16 protein-coding genes are annotated in these 18875 nt (G+C 38.4%); 5 read left to right on the plus strand and 11 right to left on the minus strand.

The annotated features are described in order from the left end of the window. The first annotated feature begins 162 nt into the window (after positions 1 to 162). Complete coding sequence (psbA, locus tag A5482_RS02960; RefSeq protein ID WP_069792042.1) at positions 163 to 1230, plus strand: photosystem II q(b) protein; 1068 nt, start codon at positions 163 to 165, stop codon at positions 1228 to 1230. A gap of 117 nt (positions 1231 to 1347) precedes the next feature. On the opposite strand, the gene A5482_RS02965 is transcribed toward psbA, so the two are convergent. After that, positions 1348 to 1800: a single-stranded DNA-binding protein gene (locus A5482_RS02965; protein ID WP_069791835.1), complete on the minus strand. Its 453-nt coding sequence runs from the start codon at positions 1798 to 1800 to the stop codon at positions 1348 to 1350. A 136-nt stretch (positions 1801 to 1936) separates the two neighbouring features. Next, positions 1937 to 3337: a 3-isopropylmalate dehydratase large subunit gene (gene leuC / locus A5482_RS02970; RefSeq protein ID WP_069791836.1), complete on the minus strand. Its 1401-nt coding sequence runs from the start codon at positions 3335 to 3337 to the stop codon at positions 1937 to 1939. Positions 3338 to 3524: 187 nt separating this feature from the next. Here leuC and A5482_RS02975 point away from each other — a divergent pair, with 187 nt between their 5' ends. Next, positions 3525 to 4598 (plus strand): IS630 family transposase, encoded by a 1074-nt coding sequence (locus tag A5482_RS02975; RefSeq protein WP_069791421.1) that lies wholly within the window; start codon positions 3525 to 3527, stop codon positions 4596 to 4598. A gap of 78 nt (positions 4599 to 4676) precedes the next feature. Next, positions 4677 to 5384 carry an orotidine-5'-phosphate decarboxylase gene (pyrF, locus tag A5482_RS02980; RefSeq protein WP_069791422.1) on the plus strand — a complete coding sequence of 236 codons (708 nt, stop codon included), beginning with the start codon at positions 4677 to 4679 and terminating at the stop codon, positions 5382 to 5384. A 38-nt stretch (positions 5385 to 5422) separates the two neighbouring features. Here pyrF and A5482_RS02985 read toward each other — a convergent pair whose 3' ends face one another. The 9 genes from A5482_RS02985 to A5482_RS03025 all read right to left on the minus strand — a co-directional run bounded on the left by A5482_RS02985 (position 5423) and on the right by A5482_RS03025 (position 14852). Beyond that, positions 5423 to 6463 carry an aromatic ring-hydroxylating dioxygenase subunit alpha gene (locus A5482_RS02985; protein ID WP_069791423.1) on the minus strand — a complete coding sequence of 347 codons (1041 nt, stop codon included), beginning with the start codon at positions 6461 to 6463 and terminating at the stop codon, positions 5423 to 5425. A 96-nt stretch (positions 6464 to 6559) separates the two neighbouring features. Then, positions 6560 to 7453, minus strand: coding sequence for an alpha/beta fold hydrolase (locus tag A5482_RS02990; protein WP_069791424.1), 894 nt, complete (start codon positions 7451 to 7453; stop codon positions 6560 to 6562). A 213-nt stretch (positions 7454 to 7666) separates the two neighbouring features. After that, entirely contained in the window at positions 7667 to 8755 is a 1089-nt protein-coding gene (gene ruvB / locus A5482_RS02995) for a Holliday junction branch migration DNA helicase RuvB (RefSeq protein ID WP_069791425.1), read from the minus strand. Between the two features lie 175 nt (positions 8756 to 8930). Next, positions 8931 to 9866, minus strand: a complete 936-nt coding sequence (locus tag A5482_RS03000; RefSeq protein WP_069791426.1) for a GDP-L-fucose synthase family protein — start codon at positions 9864 to 9866, stop codon at positions 8931 to 8933. A 54-nt stretch (positions 9867 to 9920) separates the two neighbouring features. After that, on the minus strand, positions 9921 to 10991 hold the full coding sequence (gmd, locus tag A5482_RS03005; protein WP_069791427.1) for a GDP-mannose 4,6-dehydratase: 1071 nt from the start codon (positions 10989 to 10991) through the stop codon (positions 9921 to 9923). A gap of 215 nt (positions 10992 to 11206) precedes the next feature. Continuing rightward, entirely contained in the window at positions 11207 to 12403 is a 1197-nt protein-coding gene (locus A5482_RS03010; protein ID WP_069791428.1) for a Coenzyme F420 hydrogenase/dehydrogenase, beta subunit C-terminal domain, read from the minus strand. A 331-nt stretch (positions 12404 to 12734) separates the two neighbouring features. Beyond that, a complete protein-coding gene (locus tag A5482_RS03015) occupies positions 12735 to 13697 on the minus strand; it encodes a CHAD domain-containing protein (RefSeq protein ID WP_069791429.1) in 963 nt (320 codons plus the stop codon). A gap of 24 nt (positions 13698 to 13721) precedes the next feature. Further along, positions 13722 to 14345, minus strand: a complete 624-nt coding sequence (locus A5482_RS03020; RefSeq protein WP_069791430.1) for a class I SAM-dependent methyltransferase — start codon at positions 14343 to 14345, stop codon at positions 13722 to 13724. Positions 14346 to 14558: 213 nt separating this feature from the next. Further along, on the minus strand, positions 14559 to 14852 hold the full coding sequence (locus tag A5482_RS03025) for a hypothetical protein (RefSeq protein ID WP_069791431.1): 294 nt from the start codon (positions 14850 to 14852) through the stop codon (positions 14559 to 14561). A gap of 117 nt (positions 14853 to 14969) precedes the next feature. On the opposite strand from A5482_RS03025, the gene menD reads away from it, so the two are divergent. Next, the gene (menD, locus tag A5482_RS03030; protein WP_069791432.1) at positions 14970 to 16727 is read left to right on the plus strand and encodes a 2-succinyl-5-enolpyruvyl-6-hydroxy-3-cyclohexene-1-carboxylic-acid synthase; all 1758 of its coding nucleotides are present in this window, start codon (positions 14970 to 14972) and stop codon (positions 16725 to 16727) included. A gap of 17 nt (positions 16728 to 16744) precedes the next feature. After that, positions 16745 to 18835 carry a hypothetical protein gene (locus A5482_RS03035; protein ID WP_069791433.1) on the plus strand — a complete coding sequence of 697 codons (2091 nt, stop codon included), beginning with the start codon at positions 16745 to 16747 and terminating at the stop codon, positions 18833 to 18835. Positions 18836 to 18875: the final 40 nt, after the last annotated feature.

Here is an 18875-nt window from a genome sequence, read left to right on the forward strand (position 1 = left end):
AGGCTAATGACGAGTATGCTATTGTCACGAAACGTAACGATAATTTAACTTTTTTTTCAGAAAAGTCCTTGACAAAACTTTACATATTAGTTAATATATAAATGTGAGGTAAACAACTTCACACAGAGTACCTAGAAAAATATATAACGCAATCATAACAATATGACTACCACTTTACAACAACAACAGTCTTCCGCATGGGAGCAGTTTTGTCAGTGGATCACCTCTACCAATAACCGCCTCTATGTAGGTTGGTTCGGTGTGTTAATGATCCCTTGTTTACTAACTGCAACCACTTGTTTCCTAATAGCATTCGTAGCTGCTCCCCCTGTGGACATCGACGGAATCCGTGAGCCTGTAGCAGGTTCTTTATTATACGGAAACAACATCATCTCTGGTGCCGTAGTACCTAGCTCCAACGCTATCGGTCTACACTTCTACCCCATTTGGGAAGCGGCATCTTTGGATGAGTGGTTGTACAATGGTGGCCCTTACCAATTAGTAGTATTCCATTTCTTAATCGGAATCTTCTGTTACATGGGTCGTCAGTGGGAACTATCCTACCGTCTAGGAATGCGTCCTTGGATTTGTGTTGCATACTCTGCACCTGTATCCGCTGCCACTGCAGTATTCTTAGTATATCCTATCGGTCAAGGATCTTTCTCTGATGGTATGCCTTTGGGAATCTCTGGAACCTTCAACTTCATGTTCGTGTTCCAAGCAGAGCATAACATCTTAATGCACCCCTTCCACATGTTAGGTGTAGCTGGTGTATTTGGTGGATCTTTATTCTCCGCAATGCACGGTTCTCTCGTAACCTCTTCTTTGGTACGTGAAACCACCGAAACCGAGTCTTTAAACTACGGTTATAAATTCGGTCAAGAAGAAGAAACCTACAACATCGTAGCTGCTCACGGATACTTTGGTCGTTTAATCTTCCAATATGCATCCTTCAACAACAGCCGCGCGTTACACTTCCTCTTAGGTGCATGGCCTGTAATTGGTATTTGGTTCACCGCAATGGGTGTATCTACCATGGCATTCAACTTAAATGGTTTCAACTTCAACCAGTCTATCTTAGATAGCCAAGGTCACGTAATTGGAACTTGGGCAGACGTATTAAACCGTGCCAACATCGGTATCGAAGTAATGCACGAACGTAATGCTCACAACTTCCCCTTAGACTTAGCCTCTGCTGAAGCAGTATCTGCTCCTGTAATCAACGGTTAATATCTAACGGAAGCTAGTTTAACAACTAAACAATAACTAAAAAGCACTCTCCTTTATGGGGGGTGCTTTTTGCGTAGGTGTTAAAATGCCCAAGGGTCAGGGGCGATTTTAAGGTTATTAGAAAGGAATAGTATCTAAATTTGTGTCATCGTTGCCATAGCTTTCTTGTAAATCTTCAGTGCTATGATCCTCCTCAAGAATGGCTCCGTGATCATCATAATTATTATTGCCCTCAATCGTGACAACATTATCATGGGAAGAAGGAGCATTACTTCCTACGGGGTGAATTTGAGAGATAGTTAACTCGGCAATTTTTTCTTTATATCCTTGTCTTTCTACTAAATCCATTTTTAGGCGCCCAGCTAGGACTACTTCATCGCCTTCTTTATATTTTTGCTCAATGTCGGTGGCTAAATTTCCCCAAGCAATTACTTTAAGGGTTGATGGGGGATTATTGGGAGAGATACTTTCAAACTCGACCATCATTTCACTGATAGCTAGTTGACTTTCTTGAGTGTATCGTAGTTGGGGGCTACGAATTATTTTTGCCATTAAAACGCAACTATTCATGGTTTTGAGTTAGTAATTCAGTACTTAGTTACTATTATCGCTCATTTATTGAAAATCTCAACACTGTTTGTTATTTTCTCTAGGGGATTATTTTTAAACGAAAAAACTATCCCCATGCCCCACCCCCTATTTATATTTACAATTCTCTAACATCGGCAACTTTACCATGAACAGCGGCAGCAACTACCATGGCAGGACTCATTAACAAAGTTCTCCCTTGGGCTGACCCTTGACGACCTTTAAAGTTACGATTGGAAGAAGATGCACTAATTTGATCTCCTTGTAGTTTGTCGGGATTCATGGCTAAACACATAGAGCAACCCGGTTCGCGCCATTCAAAACCTGCTTCTACAAAAATTTTGTCTAATCCTTCGGCTTCGGCTACTTTTTTAACCCTTTCAGAACCAGGAACCACAAAGGCTTTAACGTTTTCGGCGACATGATGACCTTGAGCAAACTTGGCAGCTTCCCTTAAATCAGTTATTCTGCCATTGGTGCAACTGCCAATAAAGCATACATCGATGGGAGTACCTTTAATGGGTTGCCCCGGTTGTAATTGCATGTATTCAAAGGCTTGAACAGCAATTTCCCTATCATTTTCGGAGAGGTTGTTGAGGTTGGGCATAGACTCATTAATACCTATGCCTTGGCTGGGGGTGATACCCCATGTGACGGTGGGTTCAATTTCGGAGGCATCAAAGGTAACTACATCATCATATTGGGCATCGTCATCACTACGGAGACTTTGCCACCATTGCACTGCTTTTTCCCATTGTTCTCCTTTGGGGGCAAAATCACGATCTTTGAGATAGTCAAAGGTGATTTGATCTGGGTTGACATAACCGCAACGGGCGCCCCCTTCAATGGACATATTACAGACGGTCATTCTTTCTTCCATGCTCATCTGCTCAAACGTTGTTCCTGCGTATTCGTAGGCATAGCCTACACCACCATTTACCCCTAGTTTACGGATGATATGAAGGATGACATCTTTGGCGTAAACTCCTTGGGGTAGGGTGCCATTGATTTCGATTTTTTTTACTTTTAGTTTGGTGAGGGAGAGGGTTTGGGATGCTAATACGTCTCTGACTTGGGATGTACCAATACCAAAGGCGATCGCACCGAAAGCTCCATGGGTGGAGGTATGGGAATCACCACAGGCGATGGTCATGCCAGGTTGGGTTAAACCTTGCTCGGGGGCGATAACATGGACGATGCCTTGATTTCCTGAGTTGGTGTTATAAAATCTGATGCCGTTTTCCTTGGTATTGTTTTCCAAGGCTTGGATCATTTCTTCGGCGAGGGTATCAGCAAAGGGGCGCGCTTGGCTTTCGGTGGGTACAATGTGATCTACTGTGGCGACGGTGCGATCGGGAAATAATACTTTTAAACCCCTTTCTCTCAACATTGCAAAGGCTTGGGGGCTGGTTACTTCATGAATTAAATGTAAACCAATAAATAATTGGGTTTGTCCAGAGGGTAATGTACCAACGGTGTGCAAATCCCAAACTTTATCGAATAGTGTTCCTTTACTCATAATAATTATTTTTACGAACTGCTCTTAATATATCTATTATCCTTGACAAGCGATATTTTACGCAACGGAAGTAATTGAGAATGAATAATTGATAATAAAATTAATCTCCCCATCTCCCCTACCCCTCATACTAAATCCGAGAAATAGAATATACTATTAATAATAAAAATAATGTTAGATAGAATCAATGGCAAGAAAAGTATATTTAGCAGATTATTTGAGTAGAGAAGAATTAAAAGAAAAATATTTTTCCAATAAAGATAATGTGGAATCAAGACGATGGCACTTATTGTGGAAAATATCTTGTGGATGGAGCGTAAAAAATAGTGCCTTAGCAGTAGGAATAAGTTATATTTACGCCAAACAAATAATTAAAAAGTATAACAATCAGGGAGAACAAGGAATATTAAATGGTCGTAAAACAAGAAAAAAATATAATGTTGGAAAAAAAAGCCTATTAACAGACCAGCAATTGCAAAAATTAAAGTCAGAATTAGAATCGAAACCAGAAGATGGGGGACTTTGGACAGGGCCAAAAGTGGCTCGTTGGATAGAAAAAGAAACAGGAAGAGAAAAAGTGTGGAATCAAAGGGGGTGGGACTATCTAAAAAAGTGCAGGTACTCTTGGCAGAGTCCGAGACCAAAACATAGAAAAGGAGATATCCAGGAACAACAAGAATTTAAGCACAATTTTAGAGAGAAAGTAAAAGCTTTTGAAGCCAAGCATAGTGGAGAAGAAGTAGATGTGTGGTTTTTTGATGAACATAGAATCGGATTAAAGCCGATTGTAAAGAAAGTATGGGGAAAAATAGGAGAAAGACCAACTGCAATAGTCAATCATCGTTATGAGTGGTTATATATTTACGGTTTTGTCAAGCCAAAAACGGGAGAAACATTATGGTATTTGATACCGAGAGTAAGTACACAATGGTTAAATTTAGTCTATGAAGCATTTGCCAAGGATGCTCTGGTGGACAATAAAAAAGTCTTGTTGGTAGAAGATAATGCTGGTTGGCATCGGAGTAAATCATCAAAAGTGCCCCAAGGAATTGAAATAGAATATTTACCACCATATTCTCCAGAACTACAACCAGCCGAAAGATTATGGAGTTTAGTAGATGAACCTTTAGTTAACCAATATTTTGAAAGTATAGAAGAAATCGAAGAAATTCTTGTTCAACGCTGTAATTTTCTCAGAAAAGAAATGCAAGAAGAAATTAGAAAGTTAACTAACTATCACTGGCTCAATGTTTCCTTCTAAATAAGTATACTATCTAAGCAGGATTTGGTATCATTTCCCAATTTCTGATAAACTAATTAAGTCTCAATTGGTTGGTATATGGAAAGTCCTAGCGATAAAATTATTGTTCCTTTAGATGTTCCCGATGCACAAAGTGCGATCGCCCTTATTCGTAGTTTGCCTGAGGTAAATTTTTGGAAAGTTGGCTTAGAGTTGTTTGTTGCTACGGGGGGCGAAGTATTACAATTCCTCAAGGATGAAGGTAAAAAAATATTTCTCGATCTCAAATTCCATGACATTCCCAACACCGTCAAAAACGCCACCAAATCCGTTTTAAAATATGATGTGGATTTACTCACCATTCACGCCACCGCAGGACGAGAGGCCCTCAAATCAGCGAAGAAGATTGTTTTGAAAGGGGGGCAGGGTCACCCAAAACTTCTCGCAATTACCGTTCTGACGAGCATTAGTAGTCGTCAACTCGCCTTTGACCTCAAAGTTCCTATTGAACTGCCCGAATACGCCTTAAATAACGCTTTGCTTGCCAAAGAATCAGGCATGGATGGGGCGGTATGTTCCCCCCAAGAGGCCGCAAAATTAAAAGAAGTATGCGGAGATGATTTTATTCTCGTATGCCCTGGGGTGCGTCCTGCATGGGCGGTAAAAGGGGATCAAGAGCGTGTAATGACCCCTGCAAGGGCGATCGCCTCTGGAGCCGATTATTTAGTCATTGGGCGCCCCATTACCCAAGCCGAAAACCCTTCCCAAGCATGGGCAAAAATTATCGAGGAAATAGAACAAAAATAAAGGGTAGAAGACATACCATGCTACCTCCGTACGAGTAATTAATTAATTGCCTGAGAGATGATTAATTGTTGCACCTTGGCGATCGCACGATTTAACTCATAATTGCGCTGTAAAGGATTCTCATTAAAAGCCTTTTGCTCTTGGATAATCATTTCCACATCCTGAACAATTAACCCCTGTAATAAACCCTTAGCCGCATTAAAAAGACTATCTTTTATAAACCGTCTAAACCACACAGGCAACTTATGTAAACGCCAAAAAGACTCCAAAGAAGTAAAATGAACTAAATACGCCTTCGTAGTAGTTTCATTCACAGGACAAAAAAGACAATAGATTCTAAAATCGGGCCCCAAACTAGAACTCCAATGGGGATAAACATAACTAACCCTCAAAGGTTCGGGGTGTAACTTCCGTAAAGAAGGAAAAAACAACTGAGAAATAGACCAAATTTTGTCAATGCGGTAATAACTTTGGGCATCATATAACACATCCACCCTCGTATCACTGACATCAATTGTATTGAGAGTAGCCGAAGCCCACGCCTGATAATTATCATGGAGATGTCCATGGTGCATATCCATCAAATTCTCAATTAAATAAGAATAATGCCCCGGACAGTCAACCTCCGCCACACTGCCAATATAATTCAAATGCTCCCACTCAGGTAAACCCATCGGACTAACTGCATTACTATCCCCATCCCCCGGGAATAACCAAATAAAACCATCTAACTCCTGCACAGGATAACGCTTAATCTTGCAACTAGGCAACTTTTGCTTTTCTTCGAGGTAAGGCACAAAAGAGCAACTTCCCTCTTGATTAAACTGCCATCCATGGTAAGCACATTCAATATTATCATTGACCACCTTACCAGCACTCAATTTTACCTGACGATGGGGACAACGATCTTCCAAAGCATTAATCTTTCCTTGGCCATCTCGGAAAAGGACAATTTCATGATGCCAAAGGGTGACACTCACAGGGTTATGGGTAACTTCCACATCTCTGGCTACCACATACCAATGATCTAAATTAATTCCGCAAGTGCGCACATTAGGCTTATATTCTAACTGTCCCATAACCTTAGTAACTCAGTAATAACCCTAAATATAATATATTACAAAACCAAAAATCGACAAACTAAGAAAAAATAGTCTAACTCTCACCATGGATAGTTAAACCTGTAACGGTTGTAATTTTTCGCTATCTATAATCCAATTTTTCAAAATAGGATTAACTACCTCTGGGGCTTCATCTTGGGGGCAATGCCCTAAACCTTCCAGGGGAATAAACTGTTTTACCGTAGAAAAATTCGCCCATTCCTTTGCCATTTCAATGGGTTCCCATGGATCTTCAGTACCCCATAAAATGATAGCAGGGCAAGGTAAAATGGGTAATAGTTCCTCGGCTAATGGCCCCCCTGAATAGCCTGTAAAAGCAAGAAATACTGCCGCCGCCCCCACGTCTTGAGAGGGTTGATAAATTAGCTCAATTAAATCATCGGTAATGGCATCACTACGGCGATAGGCTTGGGATAAAATTCGGCGAATTACTTTGGGTTTGGCGATTTGTTGAAAGAAAAAGTTACCAATAGCTCTATTTTTTAATACTTTTTGCATGGCTGTAGCCCCTACATTACGCACCCAAGGGAGGGATTCTCTTTTGCTTTCGTGCAGTAGTCTGAGGGAACAATTTAGGGCGGCAATGCCTAACACTAATTCGGGAAAATCCACGGCGGTTTGCATGATTACCACACAACCGATGGAGTTACCGACTAAATAAACGGGGCTACCGACGATTTCTTTGCAAAAGTCTGCTACCTGTTGCGCCCATGTGTCGAAAGTGTAGCTAATATCGTCATCGGGTTCTGGTTTTGCGGATGCCCCAAAGCCTATTAAATCTAGTGCATAGCAATTAAAGTCTTCCCCTAAGACGGGGATATTTTTGCGCCAATGACCGCAATTTGCTCCAAAGCCATGGACGAATACCACCGCAGGGGCTTCTTTTTTGCCATAGGATTGGTAGCCGATGTTATAACCCCGCCATTGCCATGTTTGATAGTTCAACATTATTGATACTTCAATTTTATTTATTCCTTTACCCTCTATTGTAAAGTAATGTTAAGCAGTTAAGGAGTAATTAATATTAAGTTCGGATTATGTCGGGTAAGTAGATTGTATCTTTGCACTTGCCCCACTGCACAAATCAGGAAAAACCTTGAAACTATTGCCCATTACCCATTGCCTATTCTCCGCCTTCACGATTCCACCTTTCATCAAGCCCTAATTTTCATTGCCCATTTCTACTAAATGTTTTTGGGCTTTTTCGGTGGCGATTCTACCTCGGTGGGTACGGTTGATAAAGCCGATTTGTAATAAATAGGGTTCGTACACTTCTTCGATGGTTTTGGCGTCTTCTCCTGTGGCAGAGGCGATCGCATCTAGGCCCACGGGGCCACCGTTAAACTGTTCGATGATGGTTGATAATACCAGTCTATCTGTCCAATCTAGCCCGAGGCGATCGACGTTATGGAGGTCAAGGGCTTCACTGGCAAGGGTTTGATCTACTTTTTTCCTTCCTTTTACCTGAGCAAAATCCCGTACCCTCCGCAAAAGACGATTGGTAATACGGGGTGTACCCCTAGAGCGACGGGCGATTTCTTGCGCCCCTTGTTCATCCACTTTAACATCAAATATTTGAGCAGACCTTTTAACAATTTCCGTCAATTCGTCTAGCTGATAAAATTGTAACCTTTGAATTAACCCAAAACGATCGCGCAGGGGGGATGTTAACGAGCCGATTTTGGTGGTAGCACCGATGAGGGTAAAGGGTTTTAGGGGAATACTGCGAATTTTGGCGGATTGCCCTTTGCCGATGGTGACATCCAACCTTTTGTCTTCCATGGCAGGATAGAGTAATTCTTCGGTTACTCGATTGAGGCGATGAATTTCATCGATAAATAAAATATCCCCTGGTTGTAAAGATATTAATAGCCCGATAATGTCCCGGGGGCGCTCGAGGGCGGGGGCTGCGGTAATTTTACAGCTAACTCCCATTTCCGATGCCAAAATGAGGGACATGGTGGTTTTACCCAGTCCGGGGGGCCCATATAATAGGATATGATCTAAAGGATCTTGCCGTTGTTTCGCCGCTGCGATCGCAATGTTTAACACTCCCTTTAAATCCTTTTGCCCAATATAATCAGCCAATTTTTGGGGTCTAATCTTATCCTCATTTTGTTCCCCATCCTCAGCAATTTCTTGGGGCAATAAAATCTCAGTATCTTCAGGGGAAGGAGCTTTAAATTTACTTTTACGCTGGAGGGGTAAACGCTCTTTCTTATGCTCAGATGATGATCTTTTTATGGCCATGATGGAGAATGATGAATGGATAATTATAGGGTAGTTTTTTTCTCGCCAAGACGCAAAGTTAATATTTAGCGATTAAAGTCCGAATAGGGGGATGCACTGCCCACCAAATCAATTATTAACATACTAATGTCTCAATGCGATTCCATAACCACCATTATCCATTATCAATTCTCAATCATCCATTATTCACATACCAATCAATAGTATTTTTAAGCCCCTGACGTAATTCCATATTAGCAGTGAAGCCAAAAGTATCCTTTGCTTTGGTGGTATCCAAACATCTACGGGGTTGCCCATTGGGTTTGTCAGTTTGCCATTCCAACTCACCATCAAAACCCATCAAATCACAGATTAACTCGATTAAATCCTTGATGGAAATTTCAAAATTAGTACCTAAATTAATAGGCTCATGGGAATTATATAATTGAGTTGCCATGACAATGCCTCTCCCCGCATCATTGGAATATAAAAATTCACGGGTAGGGCTACCGTCACCCCATACAGGGATTACTTTTTCTCCTTTTTCTAAGGCTTCATGGACTTTTTTAATTAGGGCTGGTATGACATGGGAACTTTCGGGGTTAAAGTTATCCTCGGGGCCATAAAGGTTAACCGGTAATAGATAGATGCCATTGAAGCCGTATTGTTGACGGTAGGATTCTAGTTGCACTAAGAGGGCTTTTTTAGCGATGCCGTAGGGGGCATTGGTTTCCTCAGGATAACCATTCCATAAGTCTTCTTCTTTGAAGGGTACGGGGGTAAACTTAGGGTAGGCGCAGATGGTGCCAACGCAGGTAAATTTTTCTACCCCTGCTTGATAAGAAGCGTGAATCAGTTGTGTTCCCATCATGAGGTTATCGTAAAATAATTCCGCTGGTTTGGCTTGGTTTAAACCGATACCCCCTACATGGGCGGCGAGGTGAATTACGATGTCCTGATTTTCTACAGCTTTTTGGCAGTTTTCCCAGATGGTGAGGTCACAATCTTTGGAGCGAGGAATGGTGATATGATCCATATTAGCCCCTGCTTTTAGTAGTTCGGCTACTACCTGTTTTCCGAGAAATCCGGAGCCTCCGGTTACTAATATTTTTTTGTTGGTTAATTCGATCATGGGGAGTTAATTGATAGTTGATAATGGATAATTGATAATTGACATCAATAAAATTTAATTAACGTTGTGCAAAACGCCATGACGGATATAGGCTTGATCTTTTACTGGCTCTCCTGTTTGGGTTTTTAAACCGAAGGCTTCTAAGTCAGCGTCAACCATAAGGCCGACTAATTCAGGGAAGGTAACGGAGGGTTTCCAGCCTAGTTTTTCTTTTGATTTTGTAGGATCTCCGATTAATAAGTCAACTTCGGCGGGGCGTAAATACCGTTCATCAAAGCGTACATAGTCTTCCCAGTTGAGGTTAACGTAGGTGAAGGCTAGTTCTAAAAATTCTTTGACGGAGTGGGTTTCTCCTGTGGCGATGACGTAATCATCGGGTTTTTCTTGTTGTAACATTGACCACATGGCAACTACATAGTCTTTGGCATAGCCCCAATCTCTTTTGGAGTCTAGGTTGCCGAGGAATAATTCTTTTTGTTGCCCTGCTACGATGCGGGCGATCGCCCTTGTAATTTTACGAGTTACAAAGGTTTCTCCACGGCGGGGGCTTTCATGGTTAAAAAGAATACCGTTACAGGCAAACATGTTATAGGATTCCCGATGGTTAACGGTTTGCCAATGGGCGTAAACTTTGGCACAGGCGTAGGGGCTACGGGGATAAAAGGGAGTGGTTTCTTTTTGGGGAACTTCTACCACTTTACCAAACATTTCTGATGACCCTGCTTGATAATATTTTACTTGGGTATCATGATAATTTTGATAGTCTCGGATGGCTTCTAAAAGTCGGAGAGTACCCATGGCGACGGTATCCACGGTAAATTCGGGAGCATCAAAGCTCACCCTTACATGGGATTGCGCCCCAAGGTTATAAACTTCGTGGGGTTGTACTTCTTCTAAAATCCGTCGGAGGGTTGTACCATCGGTTAAGTCTCCGTAGTGGAGGAATAGTCGAGCATCGGGCTGATGGGGATCTTGATAAATATGATCGATTCTGTCAGTATTAAATGTGGAGGTACGGCGGATAATGCCATGGACTTCGTAGCCTTTGCCTAAAAGTAATTCGGCTAAATAGGAGCCATCCTGCCCTGTTATTCCTGTAATTAGTGCCTTGGTGCGGTTTTCCATCTTGTTTTATATCAATAGTTAATTATCAAGCAATGGACGGTGAACAATTGACAATGGATAATGGACAATTAAATCTATCTTCAATGTGTCTTGTTTAGCCTTGTTATCTTTTGTTCACGCTCCATTTATCGTTATCGTTGAAGCATCATCATTCTATGACGATTTATCTAAAAAATGCTATATTTCTGCAATTCTACATGGTAAATTTGAATTTCTCAATCTTTAGGTAATTTATATTGAGATACAATTTTTTTCGCATAGTTAGGCACATGGGCTTCTAATTTTTCAGGATAGTTACGCTTGACGTATAAATAATTACGGGTGAAGTGGGAATCAATGGAAAATCTGGCATATTCCAAGCCTTGGGGGCCTACTTTTTCGATTACTACCCCCATTAATTTTGCTGCCCACATGGGTAATGTAACCCCTTTATCATAGGCTGGAATGCTGTTTTGGACGGCCTGAGTGCGATCGCCCTTAGACATTACAGGTTGCGTTTTAAGTTGGTCTTGTACTAAATCTAACATCTCTTTCCCTGTATCGTTTCTCACCACAATCCATTGCCAACCAAAGGGCGAACCCATATAGCCCACCACCAAATCTGCCAAGGAGTTGACGTAATCGAAACAAGTCATACAAGAAGGGGCAAACACATCCTTTAATTTATTAGTTTTTAAACCAAAGAAAGGTACTTTTTCCACCCGTCCATCTTCATGTTTAAAATGTACCCGAAAATCCTGCATAAACTCGTAAGCCACTACGGTATCAGGAGAGTCGCTGGTGGTGTCTAAAAATTTCTGTAATCCCTCACGGGTAACGTTATCAACGCAGGGAGTACCTAAAACATATAATTTTTCTAAGCCCAATTTATCTTCTACTTCTCGCAGGGCTTGAATTTGACAACCTACCCCAATCACTAATAGGCGTTTCATGCCCGATTGTTCGATTTGTTCTAATACCGACAGGTTAGGAGAGAGAGTCGGTTTATTTACCCTTGCCCCCAAGATTTCCTCTGTAGTGGTGGCAATTATGGGTTTAGGTTGAAAACGATCTGTTTCGCTGTTTTGCACACATACAACCCCTTCCACTAGCCCTTGAGTTAACATTTCACAGGCGATCGCACTTACAATTCCCGTCCATTGCGCCCCTTCGATGGGTTCTTTTTTCTGGGCGGTAATCATCTCCTGATGTACCCCAAAATAAACATCATTCTCATTATCCAAATCACGAGGGCGCCCATGGGCTTGGGTTTCCAACTCCGCAATCTGTTGATGAATAAAAGCACAGGCTTCCTTTACATAATGGATATAGTAGGTATCGCACAACCCACACTCGCTACACAATTCTTTGGCAGGGCGACGACTACCTGGCTTGAGGGCTTTGGCTTTTTTATGGCTTGTAGTTGCAGACATTTAATTTCTTAAATTTAGTTATCTTATAGCTTTTCTTTTTATTTTAACCAACCAAGGGCAAAGCAAGAAATGATAATGGATAAATGATAATGGATAAATGATAATGGATAATGGATAATGGATAATTGATAGTTGATAATTAAGAAAAAAGATAACAACGAGAAGGGAAGAAATAGTATTTATTATTAATTATTAACACTTATAATTTATAGCGTTTTTTATAATTATGAGATACATTTATTATTCTCAAGTACCCCGAATTTGTGGGGGATTTAGGGGTATCATCTTGTACTCCGTAACCATGATAATTGCTACATTATATGATGGGTAGTTATAAACTAAATAATTCATGGAAATTTGAATTTTTCATTCTTAATAAAAATATCTGTTGTATTTTTTGCCAGTTCATCCATTGTTGCCGTTGATTATTTATTATTAAACTTTCTAAATTAGGTAGTTTTTTGCTCCAGTTTTTACCAATTACTTTTTTTATTTTGCCCATTAAAACTGTGTTATCCTGAATATTACCTAAGATTTCTTGTGCTTGTACTACCAACTGCAAAAAATCATCATATGATTGTCCATAACAGTTCGTTAATAGTTCCATTTGATAACGAGTTTTTTTCGCTTCTTTTCGTAAATCATGGATAATTTCTTCATGGTATAGTAGTAAAATATCTACTTCTTCAAGGCTATAGCTTTCTTTGACTATAATTTGATTTTCTTCATCTATTTGAGTACCAACTAACCATCCTGATTGTAATAATAAATGGCTTACTTGAGGTGAAATCAGATGATTGGCAACGCTTTCTATTGGTAAGGAAGCAACTAAATTAAACTGAGGTTTTTTTAACCATTGTTTTAAGGAAACTTTTATTGCTTTATATTCTTTCCCTTTTAATGTTTTGATAATGTTCTTTTGACAGGTTTTATTATTATCCTCTAGTTTTTCGATAAATTCTTGACAAATTTCTTTTTCAGAGTCACTGAGAAAATCGTAATAGTATTTACGTAAATTTTCTTTTAAAACATCATTATCTCTTTTTTTTCCTAAAATTTGAGCTATTTTACCTATGCTTTTTTCTTCCACTATCTTAGGTAAATTTAAGGCAGAAGCAAAGCCAATTAACACACTTCTTAATTTTCTTAATCCTACCCTCATTTGATGTACATATTCTGGATCTTCATCCTCTAAAACTCCCTTTTCATTTTTAATTATTTTTTTTGTGCTAAGGGCGATCGCACTGTAGGCATAATCAGCAAAATTTTGAGGATTTTTAGTATTAATATCCATAAATAATAACTCCTTTTTATTAGCTTATTTTTGAACCTGAATTACCTGTAAACTTCCCCCACCATAAAACTTTTTAGTAATCACCCTAAACCCTTGATTAGTTAACATTTGTGGCAAATCAGTTTTAATTAATTGCCATGCCGTTTCGGTTTCAAATAACCACATAAAAATACTTAATCCGGGGATAAATAAAGGATTATGGGGTTGATGTAAATCGATAAAAGTAAAAATTCCATTAGGTTTTAACACTCGATAAACCTCCGCAAAAATTTCTTTTAATTCTTCGGTCTTCATTTCATGTAAAGCTACGCTAGTATGAACAATATCAAATTCATCCGCACTAAAAGGCATTTTCTGGGCAAAACCTTCCACATATCCTGCTTGGGGTACATTTTTTTTAGCTTCCTCTAGGGCAAAAGGAGATATATCTAACCCCGTCACTTCGTGGGAATGTTGCACCAAAAATTTAGTAGTCTGCCCCTTTCCACAACACAAGTCTAGTATTTTTGTATTTTCTTCTATGGTAATATTTTCAAGTGCTAAATTACGAAATCTTTTCTCTCCTCCCACGGGTAAAGCGGCTAAACGAGAGATAGTATCATACAGCCATTGATATTTATAACTGAGGGGACGTAAAAATGTTGCCATGATAATTTAATTGATAATGGATAATTGATAATTAAGTTTATTTATAGTTTGTCTATCTACTTATTAAAATAAAAGATTAGATTATCTAAGTAGCTTGAATTTTTCTTCCTAAATCCTCTAATTTATGAAGTTGCTTAATGATGGAATATTATTGAATTATATTTAAAATACTGTTGCTATTGCCCACCTAAACTAAATTTAGTAATGCCCAATTTATAATTTACTGGATACTTGTCGTAAAACATCGGGAATAATAATATCTTCAGAAAATTCTAAAATAGTCTCACTATAGCCAAGATAACCTGAATTAGTGAAAAATAATAACATCCTCGAAAGGGCAAACCATACTTCCTGCTCAAATTCCCAATCAGCGGAAGGGGGGGAATAACCGCTAATGGATTTTAATGCCCAGAAGTAATTATTTCTCACAATAGAAGCATTTTTTTTATATTCAGGAAGATCTTTTTTATTGATATAAAGAATATTATCTTGAAGATAACTTTGCATAGTTAATTTTTTTTGTGATCAGTTTTTCTTAGAACAATAAACATTGAATAGTTATTGCTAATACAATATATATGGTAAAATAAATTATTAATAAATAGGGTAAATTTATTTTAAATAATGAGTTTAGATTTTCGTAATATAAACACTGTTTGGAGTTCTTTAATAGTTGATACTTTCGCTAAATTAGGATTAGAAAATGCTGTCATATGCCCCGGTTCTCGTTCTACTCCTTTAACCATTGCCTTTGCTCAACATCCTACCATAAAAACAATTCCTGTTTTGGATGAGCGTTCGGCAAGTTTTTTTGCCCTTGGTATTGCCAAAAGTAGCCGTAAACCCACGGTATTAGTTTGTACTTCTGGCACGGCAGGAGCTAATTTTTTTCCTGCGGTAATTGAAGCTAAATATAGTCATATTCCTTTAATTATCTTAACAGGTGATCGCCCCCCAGAACTAAGAGAATGTCACGCTGGGCAAACTATTAATCAAGTAAATTTGTATGGTAATTATCCCCGATGGCAAACAGAATTATCATTACCGTCAATGGATTTAGAAAGGCTTTTTTATCTACGACAAAACATTATTCATGGATGGGAAAAAACTATCTATCCTATGAGGGGAGTTGTCCATTTTAATGTTCCTTTTCGTGAACCTTTAGCACCTATTAAACAACTAAATTATACCGAAGCTGAAAAAGAAGTAATTGAGCATAAAGTTTTACTTAAAAATATAAATCGTCCCTCTTTCACCATTAACTATAGTGGAGATTATGAAGCAATTTTCTCTCAATGGCAAAAGTATCAAAAAGGAATAATTATTGCGGGGGTAGATTGCCCTGATAACTCTGTATTGTACACCAGTGCGATCGCACTTTTATCCCAAAAATTAAATTTTCCCGTATTATCAGAAGCCCTATCCCCTATCAGAAACTACTCTCACCATAATAAAAACCTAATTTCTACCTACGACACTATTTTAAGAAATCAAGAATATCGAGACATATTAAAACCAGAAATAGTGATCTTAATAGGAGAATATCCTACCAGTAAAGAATTAAGAAAATGGCTAACAGAAAACAAAACATTAACCTATATTATTACCCCCACTGACGACAACTTAGATGCCATTCATAGCAACAGTCAGCCCATAAGAATTAGTATTATTGCGTTAGTTAAAAATCTTGAACAAACCTTAACTAATGTTGAAGATAAAATAAATCAAAACTACCTCAGTCAATGGTTAAAAATTGACCAAAAAATTAAACAAAACCTTACCACTATCATGAATAACCATGAAGAATTATTTGAAGGTAAAATATCATGGCTGTTATCTAAAAACTTACCTCCCCAAATACCTATTTTCATCGCCAACAGTATGTCCGTGAGACATGCCGAATATTTTTGGCAAACTAACCAAGCCGAAAGAGATGTTTACTTTAGTCGTGGCGCCAACGGTATCGATGGCACTTTATCCACCGCCCTAGGCATTGCCCAAGAAAAAAAACAAGCGGTATTATTAACAGGTGACTTGGCATTGTTACATGATACTAACGGATTTTTAATGAGCAAAAACTTATCTGGAAGTTTAACCATTATCTTAGTGAATAATGATGGAGGAGGGATTTTTGAAATGTTACCCATTGCCGAATTTGAAAACATTTTTGAAGAATATTTTGCTACCCCCCAACAAATTAATTTTGAAAATTTAAGTAAAACCTATGGTGTAAAATATAAACTAATCGAAAACTGGACACAACTAATAAATAGTATTCAAAATTTACCTTCTCAAGGAATTACCTTATTAGAAATTAAAACCAATCGTAAATATGATTCATGGTGGTTGAACAATAATTTATCACAACTTAGTCAAAGTTAGAAGATTTTTTGAAATTAATGACACAAAATAATGCTCTTTGGATAGAAGGAAATAGTCGCTGTGGCAAAACCACAGCATTGGTTAGTCAATTGACACAATGGATAAAAAAAGAAAGTGAACAACAATCTACACCCTTACTAAAACCACCTCTTATTTTAGCTTTTAATAGAGACAAAAGAATTAATTTACAGGAGTTAATTTTTAATCATACTGAAACACTAAATTGTACCATTGAGATAAAAACCCCTTCAGCTTTTATGATGAATGAAGTGGAGTTATTTTTTCCTTTAATCGCAAAACAGTTAAATATAAAAAGTTTATTTCCCATTCGTTTATATCCTGAAACCGAGCAAGAATTAGCATCTCAATTATGGCGTGAAGATATAACCCTCGAAATACTATCTTTATTTGGCAATGAGTCTATTTTTGTCCGTCGTTTACTTGATTTATTACAACTAGCTGGAATGGCGGGAATTCCTCCAGAGGATATTTCTAATTATTTGGAAAAAGGAGAAATATTTTTACTAGATAATATGAAAGGTGACTTATGGCAAACCATTGATAAACTCTTATTACAATGGCGTTTATGGTGTTTAGATAATGGTTTATTAAGCTATGGAATTATTTATGAACTTTATTGGCGTTATCTATTGCCTAATTTGGAATATCAAAAGAGTTTATTAAATAGATATGGTGCTGTTTTTGCTGATGATTTAGACAATTTTCCTGCTACCATGGGAGACTTATTTGAGTTTTTTCTCTCCCATAATTATAGATGTGCTTTTACTTATAACAATAAAGGAAAAGTACGTTTAGGATTAAATGCAGATCCAGATTATTTAAAAACTATTGCCCAAGATTGTAAGCAGGAATTTTTAACCGTATTCCCTATTGATAATGGGTTGAAGAAACTAGAATTTTCTGTCAAACTCTTAATGGAAGAAAATACTCCCGATGGAGATAATTATGAAAATGTTTTTTCTATAAAAACTAGGGTAAGGGCGCAATTAATTCAGGAAGTAGCAGATTTTATCATTGATAATATTCAACAAGGAAAAATTAACCCCGCAGATGTTGCCATTATTGCCCCCGGGTTAGATGAGGTTGCCCGTTTTAATTTTCTTCATTTTTTCCAAGAAAATAACATCCCTGTAGAGCCTTTACAGGAGAAACGCCCCCTTATCGCCTCCCCCCTGGTGCGATCGCATTTAACCCTCCTAGGATTGATTTTCGGAGGCAATGGGAGACTAATTGAAAGGGATATGATAGCGGAGATGTTAACAGTATTATCCCCCAAATCTACCACGGAATGGGGCTTACAACCTGATATTGATCCCATTAGGGCTGGACTATTAGCCGATTACTGCTATCACATTGACATAGAATCACCCCTTCTCTTATCCATCGATAATTTTACATCAGGAGAGCGTCTTGGTTACAAAACCTTTATCGCCTACAACAAAATTAGAGATTGGGTTAATCAACTCAAACAAGAAACCAAAGACAAAAAATTATCTCCCCTCGCCGTCATCGATAAAATCAATCAACAATATTTCCATGACATTAAATCTCTTACCTACACCCAGATAAACAACCTACGAGAATTTAAACAAACCGCTTCCCACTTCTGGGCAATTCAAAACCGATTAGGCAAAGAAAAACAAACCATTCAATGTTTGACAGAATTTATCATTCTCCTACGCAAAGGCACCATTACCGCCAACCCTTATCCTATTAACCCTTTATTGCAAGAGAAAAAACAAAAAGGAATTACCCTCGCTACCATCTATCAATATCGTACTTCTAACCAAAGTCATCCTTGGCAATTCTGGCTTGACATAAGTTCAAACCTTTGGAGTAAAGGGGGGGCCGCTGAATTGTTCGCTTCTCCTCTTTTTCTGAGGGGATGGGATAAAAAACCCCTAACTATCGAGCATCAAGAAGGGCAAGAAAAGGAAAGAATTGATCGAGTTATTCATGATTTATTATCCCGTGCCACTGATAAAATATTTTTATGTCACAGTGATTTAGATGTAAATGGTAATGAGCAAATGGGTATTCTTTTAGGTTTAACTTATCTTGCTGCACCAATCCATCATAAATTATAATTTTCTCTTACAAAAGTGAAAGTTAATAAAGATACAAAAC

This window comes from Cyanobacterium sp. IPPAS B-1200 (assembly GCF_001747005.2).
GTDB lineage: Bacteria > Cyanobacteriota > Cyanobacteriia > Cyanobacteriales > Cyanobacteriaceae > Cyanobacterium.

What these genes read in the sequence shown, in the direction of transcription:
- psbA (WP_069792042.1), top strand. Translation starts at nt 163, where the DNA reads ATGACTACCACTTTACAACAACAACAGTCTTCCGCATGGGAGCAGTTT.
- A5482_RS02965 (WP_069791835.1), bottom strand. Translation starts at nt 1,800, where the DNA reads ATGAATAGTTGCGTTTTAATGGCAAAAATAATTCGTAGCCCCCAACTA.
- leuC (WP_069791836.1), bottom strand. Translation starts at nt 3,337, where the DNA reads ATGAGTAAAGGAACACTATTCGATAAAGTTTGGGATTTGCACACCGTT.
- A5482_RS02975 (WP_069791421.1), top strand. Translation starts at nt 3,525, where the DNA reads ATGGCAAGAAAAGTATATTTAGCAGATTATTTGAGTAGAGAAGAATTA.
- pyrF (WP_069791422.1), top strand. Translation starts at nt 4,677, where the DNA reads ATGGAAAGTCCTAGCGATAAAATTATTGTTCCTTTAGATGTTCCCGAT.
- A5482_RS02985 (WP_069791423.1), bottom strand. Translation starts at nt 6,463, where the DNA reads ATGGGACAGTTAGAATATAAGCCTAATGTGCGCACTTGCGGAATTAAT.
- A5482_RS02990 (WP_069791424.1), bottom strand. Translation starts at nt 7,453, where the DNA reads ATGTTGAACTATCAAACATGGCAATGGCGGGGTTATAACATCGGCTAC.
- ruvB (WP_069791425.1), bottom strand. Translation starts at nt 8,755, where the DNA reads ATGGCCATAAAAAGATCATCATCTGAGCATAAGAAAGAGCGTTTACCC.
- A5482_RS03000 (WP_069791426.1), bottom strand. Translation starts at nt 9,866, where the DNA reads ATGATCGAATTAACCAACAAAAAAATATTAGTAACCGGAGGCTCCGGA.
- gmd (WP_069791427.1), bottom strand. Translation starts at nt 10,991, where the DNA reads ATGGAAAACCGCACCAAGGCACTAATTACAGGAATAACAGGGCAGGAT.
- A5482_RS03010 (WP_069791428.1), bottom strand. Translation starts at nt 12,403, where the DNA reads ATGTCTGCAACTACAAGCCATAAAAAAGCCAAAGCCCTCAAGCCAGGT.
- A5482_RS03015 (WP_069791429.1), bottom strand. Translation starts at nt 13,697, where the DNA reads ATGGATATTAATACTAAAAATCCTCAAAATTTTGCTGATTATGCCTAC.
- A5482_RS03020 (WP_069791430.1), bottom strand. Translation starts at nt 14,345, where the DNA reads ATGGCAACATTTTTACGTCCCCTCAGTTATAAATATCAATGGCTGTAT.
- A5482_RS03025 (WP_069791431.1), bottom strand. Translation starts at nt 14,852, where the DNA reads ATGCAAAGTTATCTTCAAGATAATATTCTTTATATCAATAAAAAAGAT.
- menD (WP_069791432.1), top strand. Translation starts at nt 14,970, where the DNA reads ATGAGTTTAGATTTTCGTAATATAAACACTGTTTGGAGTTCTTTAATA.
- A5482_RS03035 (WP_069791433.1), top strand. Translation starts at nt 16,745, where the DNA reads ATGACACAAAATAATGCTCTTTGGATAGAAGGAAATAGTCGCTGTGGC.